Annotated in this window: 12 protein-coding genes; 5 read left to right on the top strand and 7 right to left on the bottom strand. The window is 64.7% G+C overall.

Annotated elements, in window-relative coordinates; translation table 11 throughout:
• Positions 1-21 precede the first annotated feature (21 nt).
• Positions 22-1,218, bottom strand: coding sequence for an efflux RND transporter periplasmic adaptor subunit (locus M2361_RS16690; RefSeq protein WP_310508918.1), 1,197 nt, complete (start codon positions 1,216-1,218; stop codon positions 22-24).
• A 386-nt stretch (positions 1,219-1,604) separates the two neighbouring features.
• On the opposite strand from M2361_RS16690, the gene M2361_RS16685 reads away from it, so the two are divergent.
• The 4 genes from M2361_RS16685 (at position 1,605) to M2361_RS16670 (ending at position 5,815) form a co-directional block, all read left to right on the top strand.
• Positions 1,605-2,699, top strand: a complete 1,095-nt coding sequence (locus M2361_RS16685; RefSeq protein ID WP_259250715.1) for a LysR family transcriptional regulator — start codon at positions 1,605-1,607, stop codon at positions 2,697-2,699.
• A 152-nt stretch (positions 2,700-2,851) separates the two neighbouring features.
• Positions 2,852-3,967, top strand: coding sequence for an AI-2E family transporter (locus tag M2361_RS16680; protein WP_259250713.1), 1,116 nt, complete (start codon positions 2,852-2,854; stop codon positions 3,965-3,967).
• A 117-nt stretch (positions 3,968-4,084) separates the two neighbouring features.
• Positions 4,085-4,867: a phytanoyl-CoA dioxygenase family protein gene (locus M2361_RS16675; RefSeq protein WP_259250712.1), complete on the top strand. Its 783-nt coding sequence runs from the start codon at positions 4,085-4,087 to the stop codon at positions 4,865-4,867.
• Positions 4,868-4,987: 120 nt separating this feature from the next.
• Positions 4,988-5,815, top strand: coding sequence for an IclR family transcriptional regulator (locus M2361_RS16670; protein WP_259250710.1), 828 nt, complete (start codon positions 4,988-4,990; stop codon positions 5,813-5,815).
• Between the two features lie 212 nt (positions 5,816-6,027).
• On the opposite strand, the gene dapA is transcribed toward M2361_RS16670, so the two are convergent.
• From dapA to M2361_RS16645, 5 genes are all read right to left on the bottom strand, one after another.
• Positions 6,028-6,933, bottom strand: a complete 906-nt coding sequence (dapA, locus tag M2361_RS16665) for a 4-hydroxy-tetrahydrodipicolinate synthase (RefSeq protein WP_259250709.1) — start codon at positions 6,931-6,933, stop codon at positions 6,028-6,030.
• 36 nt (positions 6,934-6,969) lie between these two features.
• Positions 6,970-8,745 carry an ABC transporter permease subunit gene (locus M2361_RS16660; RefSeq protein WP_259250707.1) on the bottom strand — a complete coding sequence of 592 codons (1,776 nt, stop codon included), beginning with the start codon at positions 8,743-8,745 and terminating at the stop codon, positions 6,970-6,972.
• Positions 8,746-8,749: 4 nt separating this feature from the next.
• Positions 8,750-9,844, bottom strand: coding sequence for an ABC transporter ATP-binding protein (locus M2361_RS16655; RefSeq protein WP_259250706.1), 1,095 nt, complete (start codon positions 9,842-9,844; stop codon positions 8,750-8,752).
• Positions 9,845-9,904: 60 nt separating this feature from the next.
• Positions 9,905-10,987 carry an ABC transporter substrate-binding protein gene (locus M2361_RS16650; protein ID WP_259250704.1) on the bottom strand — a complete coding sequence of 361 codons (1,083 nt, stop codon included), beginning with the start codon at positions 10,985-10,987 and terminating at the stop codon, positions 9,905-9,907.
• Between the two features lie 77 nt (positions 10,988-11,064).
• Positions 11,065-12,492, bottom strand: a complete 1,428-nt coding sequence (locus tag M2361_RS16645) for an FAD-binding oxidoreductase (RefSeq protein ID WP_259250702.1) — start codon at positions 12,490-12,492, stop codon at positions 11,065-11,067.
• Between the two features lie 304 nt (positions 12,493-12,796).
• On the opposite strand from M2361_RS16645, the gene proC reads away from it, so the two are divergent.
• A complete protein-coding gene (gene proC / locus M2361_RS16640; protein ID WP_259250701.1) occupies positions 12,797-13,603 on the top strand; it encodes a pyrroline-5-carboxylate reductase in 807 nt (268 codons plus the stop codon).
• Here the strand turns inward: proC and M2361_RS16635 are convergent.
• Complete coding sequence (locus tag M2361_RS16635; RefSeq protein ID WP_259250700.1) at positions 13,600-15,057, bottom strand: MFS transporter; 1,458 nt, start codon at positions 15,055-15,057, stop codon at positions 13,600-13,602. The genes proC and M2361_RS16635 overlap by 4 nt on opposite strands.
• Positions 15,058-15,169: the final 112 nt, after the last annotated feature.

Below are 15,169 nucleotides of genomic sequence, written 5' to 3'. Positions count from 1 at the left end.
TTCTCTGAAGACGCGCGGGCCTTACTGGGCTTGGGCCGCGGCGGTCTGCACCGGGGCGCGCTTGGCGGCGACCATGGGCACGACGGTGGGGGTCACGGCGTCGCCGGGGCGGATGCGTTGCAGGCCGTTGACGACAATGCGGTCACCGACGGCAAGGCCGGAATCCACCACGCGCAGGCCTTCCTGGTTGGCGCCCAGCTTCACCTGGCGGTAGACGGCGCGGTTCTTGTCGTCCAGCACCAGCACGTAGCGCTTGTCCTGGTCGGTGCCGATGGCTTTTTCATCGATCAGCACGGCGGAACGGGGCTCGCTGCCGCCCAGGCGCACGCGGGCATACAAACCAGGCAAGAGCGAGCCGTCGGCGTTGTCGAACTCGGCGCGCACGCGGATCGTGCCCGAGGTGGCATCCAGGCGGTTGTCCACCGACTGCACGACGCCCGTGCGCGAATAGCCTTCTTCGTTCGCCAGGCCCAGCTCAACCGGCACCGAGCCGGCCTTGCCATTGCGGGCGGGGTTGACGTACTTCAGGAAGGTTTGTTCGTCCACGTCGAACGATGCGTACATCTTCGACACCGACACCAGGGTGGTCAGCGGCACCGAACCGGCGCCGGCGGCCACCACGTTGCCCTCGGTGACTTCGGCGCGCGACACGCGGCCGTCAACCGGCGCTTCGATGCTGGTGTAGCCCAGGTTCAGCTTGGCGTAGTCCAGCGCGGCCTGCGCACCTTGCAGGTTGGCGGCGGCTTCGCGCGAGGCGTTCTGCTTTTCCTCGAAATCGCGGCGAGCGATGGCGTTGTCCTTCAGCAGGCGCTGACCGCGCGCAAGATCGGCGGCGGTGTAGGAGGCGCGGGCGCGGGCGGCGGTCAGGGCGGCGGCGGCGCGGTCCACCTCGGCCTTGTAGGGGCGCGGGTCGATGGTGAAGAGCACGTCGCCCTTCTTGACGATGCTGCCGTCCTGGAAATGCACTTTGGTCAGGGTGCCCGACACCAGCGGGCGGATGTCGACGCGGTCGATGGCTTCCAGGCGGCCGGAATAGCGCTGCCAGTCCACGATGGTCTTGTTGATCACTTCAGCCACTTCCACGGGCGGGGCGGCCGGGGCACCCTGGGCCATGGCGACATTGCCGCCGGCGGGGCCACGGGTCAGGGCGTAGCCGCCTCCGGCCGCCAGCACGGCAGCAAAAACAACGAGCAAAGCAATACGATTACGCGAAACCATGATGTTTCCTTGAGTGGTATAGGTGCGAAAGCGCGCTTGTTTGGGCCTGGGGCGGAGGCGGCCGCGGCGGTCGGGCATGGCAGTCCTGAGCATCCCCGGGGAATTTGCTTATGCTGCAGCGCAGCATTCAACAAGGTCGGGGTCCCTAGGCAGAAAACCCAGTTGGCGGCTGGTTTCTACAGGGGCGGAAAGCTGAGGATTGACATGCCCTGTGGGGTCGCCGGGAGGCAAGGGCACTTCAAGATGGTTTGCATTCTGAGTGTTTTGTGGGGCCGGATAAACTCAGTTATTTCGGCAACACTGTTCGACAAGGATGACTAATCAGCGCCGAAATCGGGTTATGCTCCGTTCACCCCGACTTATTTGCCCAAAAGGACACCGTTGCCATGGACCGTTTTCAGGCTATGCAGGTGTTTGTGCGCGTCGTGGACGCCAATAGCTTCACGCGGGCGGCCGACAGCCTCTCGCTACCGCGCACCACCGTCACCACCATCATCCAGAACCTCGAACGCCTGCTGGGCGTGCGCCTGCTCAACCGCACCACGCGCCGTATCGGCCTGACGCCGGACGGCGCGGGTTATTACCAGCACTGCGTGCGCATCCTGGCAGACGTCGAAGAAACCGAGGCCTGCTTCCAGGAAGCGGCGCTGCGCCTGAAAGGGCGGTTGCGCATCGATGTGCCGACCTGCATCGGGCGGCTGATCCTGATTCCCTCATTGTGTGATTTCCACGACAAATACCCCGACGTCGAGCTGGTGCTAGGCCTGGGCGACCGCCCCGTGGATATGGTGCAAGAGGCCGTGGACTGCGTGATCCGCGCGGGCGACCTCGAAGATTCCAGCCTGGTGGCGCGCCGTATCGGCACCCTGCAGACGGTTACCTGCGCGTCGCCCACCTATGTGGCGCGCCATGGCATGCCGCAAACCATCGAATCGCTGCGCGACCACCACGCCGTGCACTACTTCATGAGCCGCACGGGTCGCAACTGCGCCTGGGATTTCAAGGTGGACGGCAAGCACCAGGAAGTGGACATGAAGGGCACGGTGGCGGTGAATGAAGCCGGCGCCTATCTGGATTGCGGCTTGAAGGGATTTGGCCTGATTCAGGTGGCCCGCTATATGGCCTTGCCTCACTTGCAATCGGGCGAACTGATCGAGATCCTGCCGCAGTGGAAGCCCAGCTCCACCCCCATTTCGGTGCTGTATCCGCAAAGCCGGCAGTTGTCGCCCAAGGTGCGGGCCTTTACGGACTGGGTGGCGGAATTGTTCGCCGGATGCCCGCTGCTTAGCGGCCGGGATGAAACCGACCCGGCGGCAGCCAGTTGCGGCGTTTACCAGCGTCAACTGGGCATGCCCAGCGCCATGACGATGGGCGCGCCGGCGGCTCAGCCCCCAGTCCAGCCCCAGGCCGAACCCATATTGGCCCAAACCCCGCCGCGCCGTCGCAGCCCGCGTGAAGAGGCAGCCGAGTACGCGCTGTAAGCTCCCTGGCGTGGTGCGTCCGATGGCGCGCCACGCAGCCAGACCACGGGAAACCCCGTAGTAAATACAGGGATCGTGTCCCTCGTATTTTTTGAAACGTCTGTATAGTCCGACAGTCAAAGCCTACAACGCCCTTACTGTCGATCCGCTCTATGCAGCCTGTACTTCCCGCTTACCTGATCGCCCGTTGGCTGCTGCTGCTTGTGCTGTTGGCTGGGGTGTACTTCCTTAGCGGCTTCCTCGTCCCCGCCCTGGCGGCAATGATTATCGGCCTGGCCAGTTGGCCTTTGTACCGGCGCCTGGTCGTGCGCTGTGGCGGCCGCACGGCGATAGCGGCTACCTTGGCGTTGCTGATGGTCATCGTGGTGCTGATCGTGCCGATGTCATTCGCGCTGTCCTACGCCATCAAGGAAGCCAGCACCTTCTTTGCCTGGGCCATCGCGGCCAACCGCCACGGGGTGGCGGTGCCCAACTGGATCTCGTCCTTGCCGGTCTTTGGCGAACGCCTGGGCCAATATTGGGAATCGTATATCGGCCAGCCGCATGCGCTGGGCGAACTGGTCGAGGCGGTCAGCGGCGAGCATCTGGGCAACATCTACCGCATGGTGCTGGCGGCCACGGGCAACGTGTTCCAGCTTCTGCTGACCGTATTGTTCATGCTGATCACGCTGTTCTTCGTCTACAAGGACGGCGTGCGCATGGTGGCGCAATTGGACGTGCTGGGCGAACGCATCCTGCCGGCCCGCTGGCAGCGTTTTTCGCGCGTGGTGCCGGCCACCATCAATTCCACCGTCACCGGAATGGGCCTGATCGCCTTGGGCGAAGGCCTGGTGCTGGGCATTGCGTACTGGGTGGCGGGCGTGCCGTCGCCGGTGCTGCTGGGCGTGGTCACCGGCTTCATGGCTTTGATACCGGGCGGCGCACCGCTGTCGTTCACGCTGGTGTCGCTGTATCTGGTGGGCTCTGGCCACCTGGTTGCGGGCATCGCGCTGATGGTGTGGGGCAGCGTTGAACTGTTCATCGTCGACAAAACGCTGCGCCCGCGCCTGGTGGGCGGCCCGGTCAAACTGCCGTTCCTGCCGACCTTCTTCGGGCTGGTGGGCGGCGTGAAGACGATGGGTATCGTGGGCTTGTTCGTGGGCCCGGTGCTGATGGCGCTGCTGGTGGCCGTCTGGCGTGAATGGGTCCACCACGAGGTCCAGGAACTGGACGCCGGGCGATCCCAACGGCCTTTGCCGCCCCAGGTTGAAAAAACCCCGTCCACCTGACGCGCGGCCGCGGACGCTTTGGTAATCTAGCCATCCCCGCGTATACCGGCGCCTGACCGGTACGCGCCTGCCCCGCACGCAGACGCTTCGCAACCGCCGCGGGGTGTGAGGATCGAGATGTCCGGGTTTCTGCATGATGATCAGATAGCCGTCCTGCGCAAGCAGGGCTTTGTGGTGGCCCGTCAGTTCGCGGACCTCAGCCAGGTGGCCGCGCTGCGCGCCTTGGCCCAGCGCCACTTGGCGGAGCATGTAGCGCCCATCGAATACGAAGCCGATCTGCAATACCCCGGCGCGCCGCCATCACGCGGGGCCGAAGGCGGTTTGACGGTGCGGCGCCTATTGAACGCCTACGCCCGCGACCCCTTGTTCGCGCAATGGGCAACGGACCCGCGCATTGGACAGTGGCTGGCGCGTTACTTTGACGAACCGCCCGTGCTGTCCACGGTCCACCACAACTGCGTGATGACCAAGCACCCCGCCTACGGCAGCCTGACGGGGTGGCATCAAGACATTCGATACTGGTCTTTTACGGATACCGACCTGGTTTCCTGTTGGCTGGCCCTGGGGCCTGAAACGCGCAACAACGGCGGTTTGTCTTTCATCCCGGGTTCGCACGCGGCGGCCTTTGCGCCCGAACAGTTCGACGAGAAGAAATTCTTTCGCGAAGACGCGCCGCAAAACGCCGATTGGATTGCGCGCGCGGTGTGCCCCGAGCTTCAGGCCGGCGACGTGGTGTTCTTCCACTGCCGCACCTTGCACGCGGCGCAGGGTAACCGTAGCGATCAGGTGAAGTTGTCGGTGGTGCATACGTATCACCCCGCGTCATGCCACCCCGTGGCGGGCACCCGTTCGGCATCGCAGCCCGGGGTGCGGCTGGTGGCGCCCGTCGAAAGTGATTGATATCTGCTATTAGTAATTGAACTACAATTAAATCAAGCGCAATACGCGATGCCGGGCCGGCAAATCCCGCATCGCGTTGATGTTTGCGTGGCCTCCCTAGAACTCAATAGGCTGTTCCCCGTGCGCAAAAAAAACATCGACGACACGCAAGAACCGCAGGCGCCCACCGCAACCCGGTCGTCGCTGTTTGTCGGCTCCACTGAAAAAGCATTTCAGGTGCTGCACGCCTTCGACGGTTCCAAACGGCACATGACCCTGGCCGACATCGCGCGTGAGTCGGGCCTGGACCGCAGCGCCACGCAGCGCCTGGTCTACACGCTGGAAACGCTGGGCTACCTGCGCCGCATTCCCGATACGCGCAACTATGGGCTGACGCCGAAGGTGCTGCAGTTTTCGTACAACTATGTGCGTGCGAACGAGCTGATCGACAAGGCATCGCCGTATCTGCTGGACATCAGTCGCACCTTGGGTGAAACGACGAACCTGCAAGAGCTGGACGGCCACGAGATCGTCTTCGTCGCGCGGTTTCCCGGCCATCATCTGGTGAACGTGGACATCGCCGTCGGCAGCCGCCTGCCGGCCTTTTTCACGGCGTCGGGCACGGCGATTTTGTCACGCCTGTCGGATGAACATCGCCGCGAGATTCTGGCGCAGACAAGGCTGGACGCGATTACGCCGTACACCGAAGTGAACCCCGAGAAATTGCTGGACCGCGTGCAGCGCGTGGCCGAGAAGGGCTACGCGATCATCGTGAACGAGACGGTGTTGGGTGATATTTCAGTGGCCGCGCCCGTGACGGACCATCGCGGGTTCGCGGTGGCCGCCATCAATATTTCGGTGCCGACGACACGTTGGACGGTGGCCCGCGTCGAAGCCGAATTGGCCCCCCACGTGCAAGTGGCGGCCACGTCGATTTCGAAGTCGAAGTTCGCGGGGTATTCGAGGTAGGTGGAGGTGGCTGTGATGGGTTCCGTGCGCTAGCCGCCAGCGTTCTACTGCACGCCCACACGCACTTCACCCATCCTACGATGTGACGTGCAAGCATCCCACCGTAGGATGGGTGAAGCGCGGCAAGGTCAACGCAAGAACGACAACGCCCATCGCGCGTAACCCATCACACAGCGCAAGCCGAAATCCCACCCACGCCGACACCCCCCCGCCTACTTCACCCCCTCAAACTCCTCCAGCAGCGGCACCAACTCCTTACGCAACGCCGCTTGCAACCCCTCCGCCGGGGCCACCAACGGGTCCAGCACCTCGGGCGCATTCACTCCGATCAAATCCATCACCGACTTCATCGGCCCGGGATTCGTTTCCGCAAACGCCAGATTCATCAACGGAATCAAACGGCGATGCAGCGCCATCGATTCACTCGTGCGTCCTTCCAACGCCAACGAAACCACCTGCTTCCACGCCGACGGCAGCAGGCTGGCCGTCACCACGATCCCACCCTTCGCGCCGGCGGCCAAATGCACCGGCAGCAAGGTATCTTCCCCACTGAACACCGCGAACGACTCATCCACCCCCGCCACCGTGCGCAGGAAGTGATACATGTCCGTATTGCAGGCCTTCATGCCAATAATATTTTCATGGCGCGACAGCTCATGCAGCACCTCCGGCGCAATCGCAATCCGCGTGCGGTACGGAATTTCGTAGATCATCACGGGCAGCGGCGACGCATCCGCGTAGCGCAAAAAGTAATCGCGTATCCCCGCTTGCGTCGGCGTCGTGTAGTACGGCGTCAGCACCATCAAGGCATCCGCGCCGGCATCCGCGAACTCCTGGCCCGCTTGCAGCGCATCATGAAAGCCGGGGTCCAGCACGCCGGGAATCACCGGCACGCGGCCGGCCACGGCGTCCACCGTCAGCTTGCACATGCGGATGCGCTCGGCGCGGGCCAGCGCGCCGTACTCGCCCGTACCGCCCAAGGGCACGATGCCGTCGATGCCCTGCTTGAGCAGGTAGGCGATCAGCGCCTGGGCCGCCTTAACGTTGATGGTGTCGTCGGCGTTGACCGGCGTCGGGATCGCGGGAAAAACTCCGCGCAGATGGGTTGCGTTCAGCATGTTGGGGTTCCTAAAGATAAATCAAACGCGCCGGACTCAGTTGGCCAGGCTGCGGCGACGCAGCCTGTCGGCCAGCCAGATCAGCGCGGCAATGAAAATGAACAAGCAGGTGGATACCGCCGCAATCACGGGTGAAATCTGCAACGTCACCTCGTCCCAGAACTGCTTGGGCAACGTGGCGTTCAGACCGCCCGAGGCGAACAGCGCAATCGTCAATTCATCGAACGACGTGGCGAATGCGAACAGGAACGACGACATCAGCCCCGCGCCTAGAATCGGAAACGTCACGAAGCGCAGCGTGGACCAGGGGCCCGCGCCCAGGCTTTGCGCCGCCAGATCCAGCCGCGTGTCGTAGTTGCGCAGCACCGCCATCATCGTGATCACCACGTATGGCACCGCCACCACCGTATGCGCCAGGATCAGCCCGATCATCGAGCCCACCAGGCCCACGCGGGCGAAGAAATAGAACATGCCCACAGCGATGATCATGCGCGGCACCACGATGGGCGACAGCACGAAGGCCAGCATTGCCGACTTGCCGCGCATGTTGGCGCGCACCAGCAGGAAGGCGGCGGGCGTGCCGATCAGCATCGCCAGCAAGCCCGTGCCTACCCCCACGATCAGCGACCGCGTAATGGCCTGCATCCATACGGGCGACGTGAACATCTGCTCGTACCATTGCAGCGAAAAGCCCTTGGGCGGCCACGTCAGCCCGGACCCCGAATCAAACGACAGCGGGATCATCAGGAAGGCCGGCGCGCTAAGAAACGCCAGCACAATCAGCACCATCCACCACAGCGTGCGTGACTGCCCGGTGCCCGACACCGACCGCCGCATGCGCTTGGGCAGCAGCGCGAACAGCGCATCGGACACGTTGGCCAGCACCGTCAGCACCGCATCACCCGCGCGGCGCGACACGCTTTCCTTGCCTGACGCGCGCACGCGGGTGGATGCGCCGCCCGTCATGGTGGACAGGCCCAGCACCTTGTCATAGATGGCGAACACCACCAGCACCACCACCAGCAACAGCACCGACACCGCGCCGGCGAACTCCCAGTTCATGGTCTGCTGCACCTGGTCGATGATGATCTGCGTGATCATCGTTTCCTTGCGCCCGCCCAGCAGCGCGGGCGTGATGAAGAAGCCGATGGCGGTAACGAACACCATGATGGCCGCCGCCGCAACACCCGGCATCGACAGCGGGAAATAGATCTTCCAGAACGCGGTGCCAGGGCGCGCGCCCAGCGTGGACGCGGCGCGCGGCAGGTTGCGGTCGATGTTCTCCATGACGGACAGCATCGTCAGCACCGCAAGCGGCATCAGCGCATGCACCATGCCCACCAGCACGCTGCCGAAGTTGTAGAGCAGGTTGGCGGGCGCATCCAGGATGCCCAGCGCTTGCAGCAACTGGTTCACCACGCCATTGCGGCCCAACAGCACCACCCACGCAAAGGTGCGCACCAGGAAGCTGGTCCAGAACGAAAGCAGTACCCAGAACAGCAGCGAGGTCTTGCGCTTGGCCGTCAGGCTGGAAATCAGATAGGCCACCGGGTAGCCCGCAACCACCGAGAAGAAGGTGGTCCATAACGAGATCTTCAACGTGATCAGCAGCACGTTGATATACACCGACGATTCAAACAGCCGGTGATACTGCGTCAGCGTAAAGCCCTGGTCGCCGACGAAACTCAGCAACAGCAACTGGCCGACCGGATAGATCAGCAGCACCAGCAGCAGCACGACCAGCGGCGCCGCCATCAGGAAATGGCGGCGGCCGGGGCTCATGCGCTTGCGAGGGGTGGCAAGGGTAGTCATGCGTTCACTCCGCAATCGCCACCGCGTCGGCGGCTTGCCAGCTAACGGTCAAAGGCTGGCCGATGGCGTATTGCTCGGCCTGCCGCTGCGTCGGATACGCCACGACGATAGGCGCGGCGTCGGGCACGCCCGAGTCCAGGTACAGCTTGGTCAGGCTGCCGGTCACCATCACGTCCAGCAGCTTTCCGGTCAGCCCCGGCCGGGTCAGGCCCGGCCCAGCCGTGCCCACGCGCAGGTTCTGCGGACGCAGCATCACCGTGACCTTCTGGCCGGCCTTGATGGGGGCGCCGTTGGACAGCGCCTGCCCGTTCACGCCCTGATGCGCCAGCTTCACGGTCAGCGTGTCACCGTCTACCGAGGCAACCTCGCCTTGCAGCAGGTTCGATTCGCCCAGGAAATCGGCCACGAACAAGGTGCGCGGGCGGAAGTACAGGTCGGCCGGCGTGCCCAGTTGTTCGATCGCGCCGCCGTTCATCAGGCAGATGCGGTCGGACATCGTCATGGCCTCTTCCTGGTCATGCGTCACGTACACGATGGTGGTGCCCAGCTCGCGGTGGATGCGCTTGATCTCCAACTGCATTTGGTCGCGCAGCTTCTTGTCCAGCGCGCCCAGCGGCTCGTCCATCAGGATGATGGCGGGGCGGTAGACCATGCAGCGCGCCAGCGCAATGCGCTGCTGCTGGCCGCCCGACAGTTCGCGCGGCAGGCGCGTGGCCACGTGCGGCAGGCGCACCATTTCCAGCGCCTCGTGCGCGCGGCGGCGCGCTTCGGCCGCCGGCACCTTGCGCATCTTCAAGGGGAACGCGATGTTCTCCTCGATGCTCATGTGCGGAAACAGCGCGTAGTTCTGGAACACCATGCCGATATCCCGCTCATACGGCGCGCCATAGGTGACGTCGGCGCCGTCGATCAGCACGCGGCCCTCGTCAGGCTGCGCAAGGCCGGCGATCAGGCTCAACAGGGTGGTCTTGCCGGAGCCGGACGGGCCCAGCAGCGTCAGGAATTCGCCGCGGGCGACGTCCAGGTGCGTGGGCGCCAGCGCAACGAAATCGCCATAGCGTTTGCCCAGGCCCGAGATTTGCAGATTGGAAGAAGACATGGTGTTCAACACGTTAAAGATGCCCGGTGCGCGCCACGGGCGTGGCGCGCGATTGACGACTTACTTCAGGACCCAGCCGTTGAAGCGCTCAAGCACGTCGCGCTGCTTGTCCAGCCAGTACGCCGCGTTGATGTGCAAGCCGGTCTTGATGTTGTCGGGGTGGGTGGGGCAATTGCGCGCCACATCGGCCTTGATGTAGTCGAAGGCGGCGGGTTGCGTGACGCCGGCGGCAAAGTACTCCACCAGCGACGCCTGGCGCTTGGGGTCGGAGGCAAACTTGATGAACTCGCGGCACGCGTCGGCGTTGGGCGAGCCTTTCAGAATGGCCCAGTTGTCGCAGCCCCAGATGTTCTGGTCCCACACGATCTGCACCGGCGCGCCGTTGGCAATGGCCGATTGCGCGCGCGACACCCAGGTGGCGATCATGTCGACCTCGCCCGATCCCAGCATCTGTTCAACCTGCGCGCCCGTGTTCCACCACACGTCCACCGATGGCTTGATCTTGTCCAGGCTGGCCAAGGCGCGGTCGATGTCGCAGGGGTAGACCTTGTCGGTGGGCACGCCGTCGGCCATCAGGGCTTCTTCGATGGTGTCGAACGGATGCTTGCGCAGGCCACGGCGGCCGGGGATGTCTTTCACGTTCCAGAAATCGGCCCACGACTCGGGCGCGCGGCGGCCCTTGAACGCGTCAGTGCGGTAGGCCAGCACGGTGGTGTAAACGTTGTTGCCCACGCCGTACGGCGACATGTATTGCTTCGGAATGGTGGCCACGACCGGGTCGGATTCCAGGCCGTGCTTTTCCAGATAGACCTTGCCGCCTTCGGTCAGCATCAGGATGGCCGGCTGGCTGATCTTGGCCATGTCCCAGGTGTAGTTGCCGGTGTCGACCATGCTGCGGATCTGCGCGGTGGGCTCGGCATTGGCCTGCACGCCCACCACCTGGATGCCGGTCGCTTCCGTGAACGGCTTGTAGAACACGGCGCCATACGCCTTGCTGTAAATGCCGCCGTCATCGCGCACCACGATGCGCTTGGAGGCCGCGCGCGACGGCGTCCAGATCATGGGCATGGCCAGGGCGGCGGCGCCGGCGGCGACGGATTTCAGCGCGTTGCGGCGCGAAGCGTTGTGGGGGATGGATTTCATGGAAGACTCCTGCGGGTCGGGTCAGGGACTACGGATCAAGGAAGGCGGATCAAATGCTGTGAGTCAAAGACAGCCGCTCATGGCAGCAAGCGGCCGGGGTTGAACAAATTGGCGGGATCAAAGGTGGACTTCAGCGCGCGCATCATCGCCAGTTCAACCGGCGATTTGTAGTGCGCCATCTCGGCCAGCGACGTGCGGCCCACGCCGTGCTCGGCACTGAAGGTGCCGCCCAGCGCATCGGCCACGTCATTGACGGCGCGGCGGATATCGGCGGCCATCGCGTCGCGGTCGGGCAGGGCGTTCCAGGCGTCGAACGTGAAGAAGGGAATGAAGTGCACGTTGCCGTCGCCCAGGTGCGCCACGATCAGCACGGGCAAGTCCGGTACCAGCCGGCGCACGGCGGCGGTGGCTTCGTCGATAAAGCGCGGCACGCTGGAGACCGGTACGGCGCTGTCGGTGGTCAGGCCCACGCCCGCTTTCTTATTGCCTTCGGACACGCTGTGGCGCACTTCCCACAGCGCGGCGCGCTGCGCGTCGTTGCTGGCCAGCACGGCGTCGTGCAGCAGGCCACGTTCAGCGGCTTGCTCAAGTGTCTGCTGCAACAGGTCTTGCAGTTCTTCGCCGCTGCCGGTGTCGGACAGTTCAATCAGCACATGCCATGGGTGCGTGCCGTCCAACGGATTCTTGCGCCCCGGCACGTGCGCCATCACGATGTCCAGTTGGTTGCTGTCGATCATTTCAAAGGCCGACAGGCGCGAACCGCAGCTGCGTTGGAACATGCCCAGTATGTCCAGCGCCGCTTGCGGGCTGTCCGGCGCCACCCAGGCCACGGCGTGGCGCGTGGGCAGGGGATGCAGCTTGAGCACGGCGGCGGTGACGATGCCCATCGTGCCCTCGGCCCCGATGAACAGGTGTTTAAGGTCGAAGCCCGTATTGTTCTTGCGCAGCGCTGTCAGGCCGTTCCAGATGGCGCCGTCGGGCAGCACCACTTCCAGGCCCAGGATGTTGTCGCGGGTATTGCCGTAGCGCAGCACGCCGGTGCCGCCCGCGTTGGTGGCGATGGTGCCGCCAATCTGGCAGGAGCCTTCGGCGCCCAGGCTGATCGGGTAGAGCCGGCCTTCGGCGGCGGCTGCGTCCTGCACCGTGGCCAGCACGCAGCCCGCTTCGACTTCCATGGAATTGTTCGCCGCGTCGACCCGGCGCACGCGGCGCATGCGGGCCAGGTTCACAATGACGGGCGGCGTGCCGGTCGCGTTTGGCACCGCGCCGCCGCACAGGCTGGTGTTGCCGCCTTGGGGCAGTACCGGCGTGGCGTGGGCGTTGCAGAGCCGGACGATGTCAGCCACCTGCTGCGTGTTGCCCGGCAGGGCGACGCACAACGCCGGACCCTTGTACCGGCCGCGCCAGTCTTCGGTGTAGCCCGCGGTGTCGGCCTCGGTGTGAAGGATGGCGTCGGCGCCCAGGGCCTGGGTCAACGCGTCTAGCAGGGTGATGCCGTTGGTCATGTCTGTGGTCCCGAATGAAGCTCGGGGTTCAAGGGAACCCGAGTGCATTGAGGCACAGCATACGATCGATTAAATCGCTTTTCGATTTGATTAATCGTATATCAATTGATTTTAGGGTATGTCCTAGGCGGGAAGCGGGCGACAGAACTCAGGCCGCGCGTGCAGCACAGCCCGCCTCGTCGTCTAATGGCACGCCTGGATTGCAGTTGCTGAAACGATCGAAATACAATCGTATCGTGCGATATGCAATCTACTGTGAGCTCGTTTGCACGCTGGCTCGCAATCTTTCCTGGACCCTATCCCTATGCGCGAAAAAATCGTTTTCATCGGCGGCGGCAACATGGCCTCCGCCATCATTGACGGCTTGCTCGGACAGGGCCGCGAGCTGGCCGATTTCCTGGTGGTCGAGCCTTACGCGCCCACGCGCGACGCGCTCATCGCGCGCGGTTTGGCCTGCCGGGAAAGCGTGGGGGCAGATATTGGCGACGCCGCACTGTGCGTGCTGGCCACCAAGCCGCAAGGGCTGCAAGAAGCCTGCGGGCAGGTGCGTGAATTCCTGCCGGCTGACGCCACCGTGATCAGCATCGCGGCCGGGGTGGACCTGGCGTCGCTGTCGCAATGGCTGGGCGGGCACGCGCGCATCGTACGCGCCATGCCCAACACGCCCGCCAAGGTGGGCCTGGGCATGACCGGCCTGTACGCCACGTCGGCCTGCGCGGAAGCCGACCGCAACCGAGTGGACGCCTTGTTCGCCGCCGTGGGCGAGCGCATCTGGACCGATACCGAAGCCATGATCGACGCCGTCACCGCCGTGACGGGCAGCGGCCCCGGCTACGTGTTCCATTTCATGGCGGCCCTGGAAAAGGGTGCGTTGGAACTGGGCTTTTCGGCCGACGACGCGCGCCGTCTGGCCGTGTCCACGTTCCGAGGGGCGGCGGGCTTGGCGGCTAGCGAAGCGGTGCCGCTGACGGAACTGCAAGAGCGCGTCACGTCCAAGGGCGGCACCACGTATGCGGCGTTGTCGCATATGCGCGAAGCCGGCGTGGCGGATGCCATCACGCAAGCGGTGCGCAAGGCCGAAGCGCGGGCGAGAGAGTTGGCGGCGGGCTAAGTCGGTGGGCTAAAACGTCGGCCCAACCACCACAACAGCAGTACCGACGCCGCGATCGCCGCGACGTTGAACTGCATGGCCGCGCTGAAAGCATGCGCGTAGCGTTCGGGCGCGCTGGCGTCGGCATGGGCATGCAAGGCACCGCCAAACAGCATGCCCGCCGCCGCGACGCCTAGCGCGGCGCCCACCTGTTGCAGGGTCGACACCACGCCCGCTGCCATGCCGGCATGGCGGTCTTCGACCAAGCCCAGCGCCACGTTGACCAGCGGCGTATTGACCGCGCCCTGCGCCGCGCCCAGCCATACCAGCGCGGGCACCAGCGACCACGGCGACAAGTCCGCGCCGGCCATGCCCACGTGAACCATCAATGCCACGGTGGCGCCGCCGTAAAGCAGGGCGGCCAGCGTAATGGCGGGCGTGCCGAAGCGGGCCACCAGGCGCGGCGCGGCCATGGACCCGGCCACAAAACCGACGCTTGCCGGCGCGAATATCAACCCCGCCGTGAACGCGTCCAGCCCAAAGCCGGTTTGCACCAGCATTGCGTAGCAAAGAAACATGGCGCTGGCGGTTGAAAACACCAGCATCACCAAGAGGCACCCCACGGCAAAGCGCGGCTGCGTCATCAAGCCCATGTCGAGCAGCGGCGCGCCGCCGCGCGCCTTGATGCCACGTTGCATGCGCACGAACCACAGCAACAGCAGCACGGCCACTGCGGCGCACGCTATCGCCCACACTGGCCAGTGTCGCGCCGGCCCCTCGATCAGCGCCAGCAGCAGCAGGGCCAGGCCCGCCGCCACGCACGCCGCGCCGGGCCAATCCATGGCCGCACTGGAAGGCTCGCGGGATTCGGGGATATGGCGCGCCAGACGCCACGCCAGCAAGCCCAGCGGCACGTTGATCAGAAAGATGGTGCGCCAGGCCAAGCCGAACAGGTCGGCATGCACGATCCAGCCGCCCAGGACCTGGCCGGCAATGGCGGCCAAGCCCAACGTCATGCCCATCAGGCCGAACGCCCGCCGCCGCGCCTGGCCGTCGAAGCTGACACGGATCAACGCATAAATCTGCGGAAACAGCATGGCCGCCGCCACGCCTTGCAGCACCCGCGCGCCGATCAGCGCGTTGGCGTCGGGTGCCAGTCCGCACAGCGCCGAGGCCAACGCGAAACCGGCCATGCCCAGCATGAACAAACGGCGCCGGCCGTGGCGGTCGCCCAGGCGGCTACCCGCGATCAACAACACGCCATACGCCATTTCGTAGGCGGCAATGATGAAGTTGATTTGTGAAAAGCTCGCCGCCAGCGTGCTTTGCATGCTGGGGATGGCGACGTTCACCACGAACAAATCGAAGATGGTGATGAAGCCGCCCGACAACAGCACCGCCAGGCCCAGCGGGCCCAGGGTGGGGGTGTCGGGGGTGGCGCGGGCGTGGGAAGAAGGCAGGGCGTTCGAGGTCATGTCAGCGCTATCGGATTGGGATCGGCGCTATTCTGGGCGGGCGCGCAGCCTTATACAATTTAGCTGTTTATGCTGTTACTACGGGCAATAGGCTGGCAGCAGTGGCCTTCTA

The organism is Achromobacter sp. JUb104, assembly GCF_024806975.1.
GTDB lineage: Bacteria > Pseudomonadota > Gammaproteobacteria > Burkholderiales > Burkholderiaceae_B > Achromobacter > Achromobacter spanius.
The sequence above is the reverse complement of the archived record's forward strand: the minus strand, read 5'-3'. Positions and strand labels throughout refer to the sequence as shown.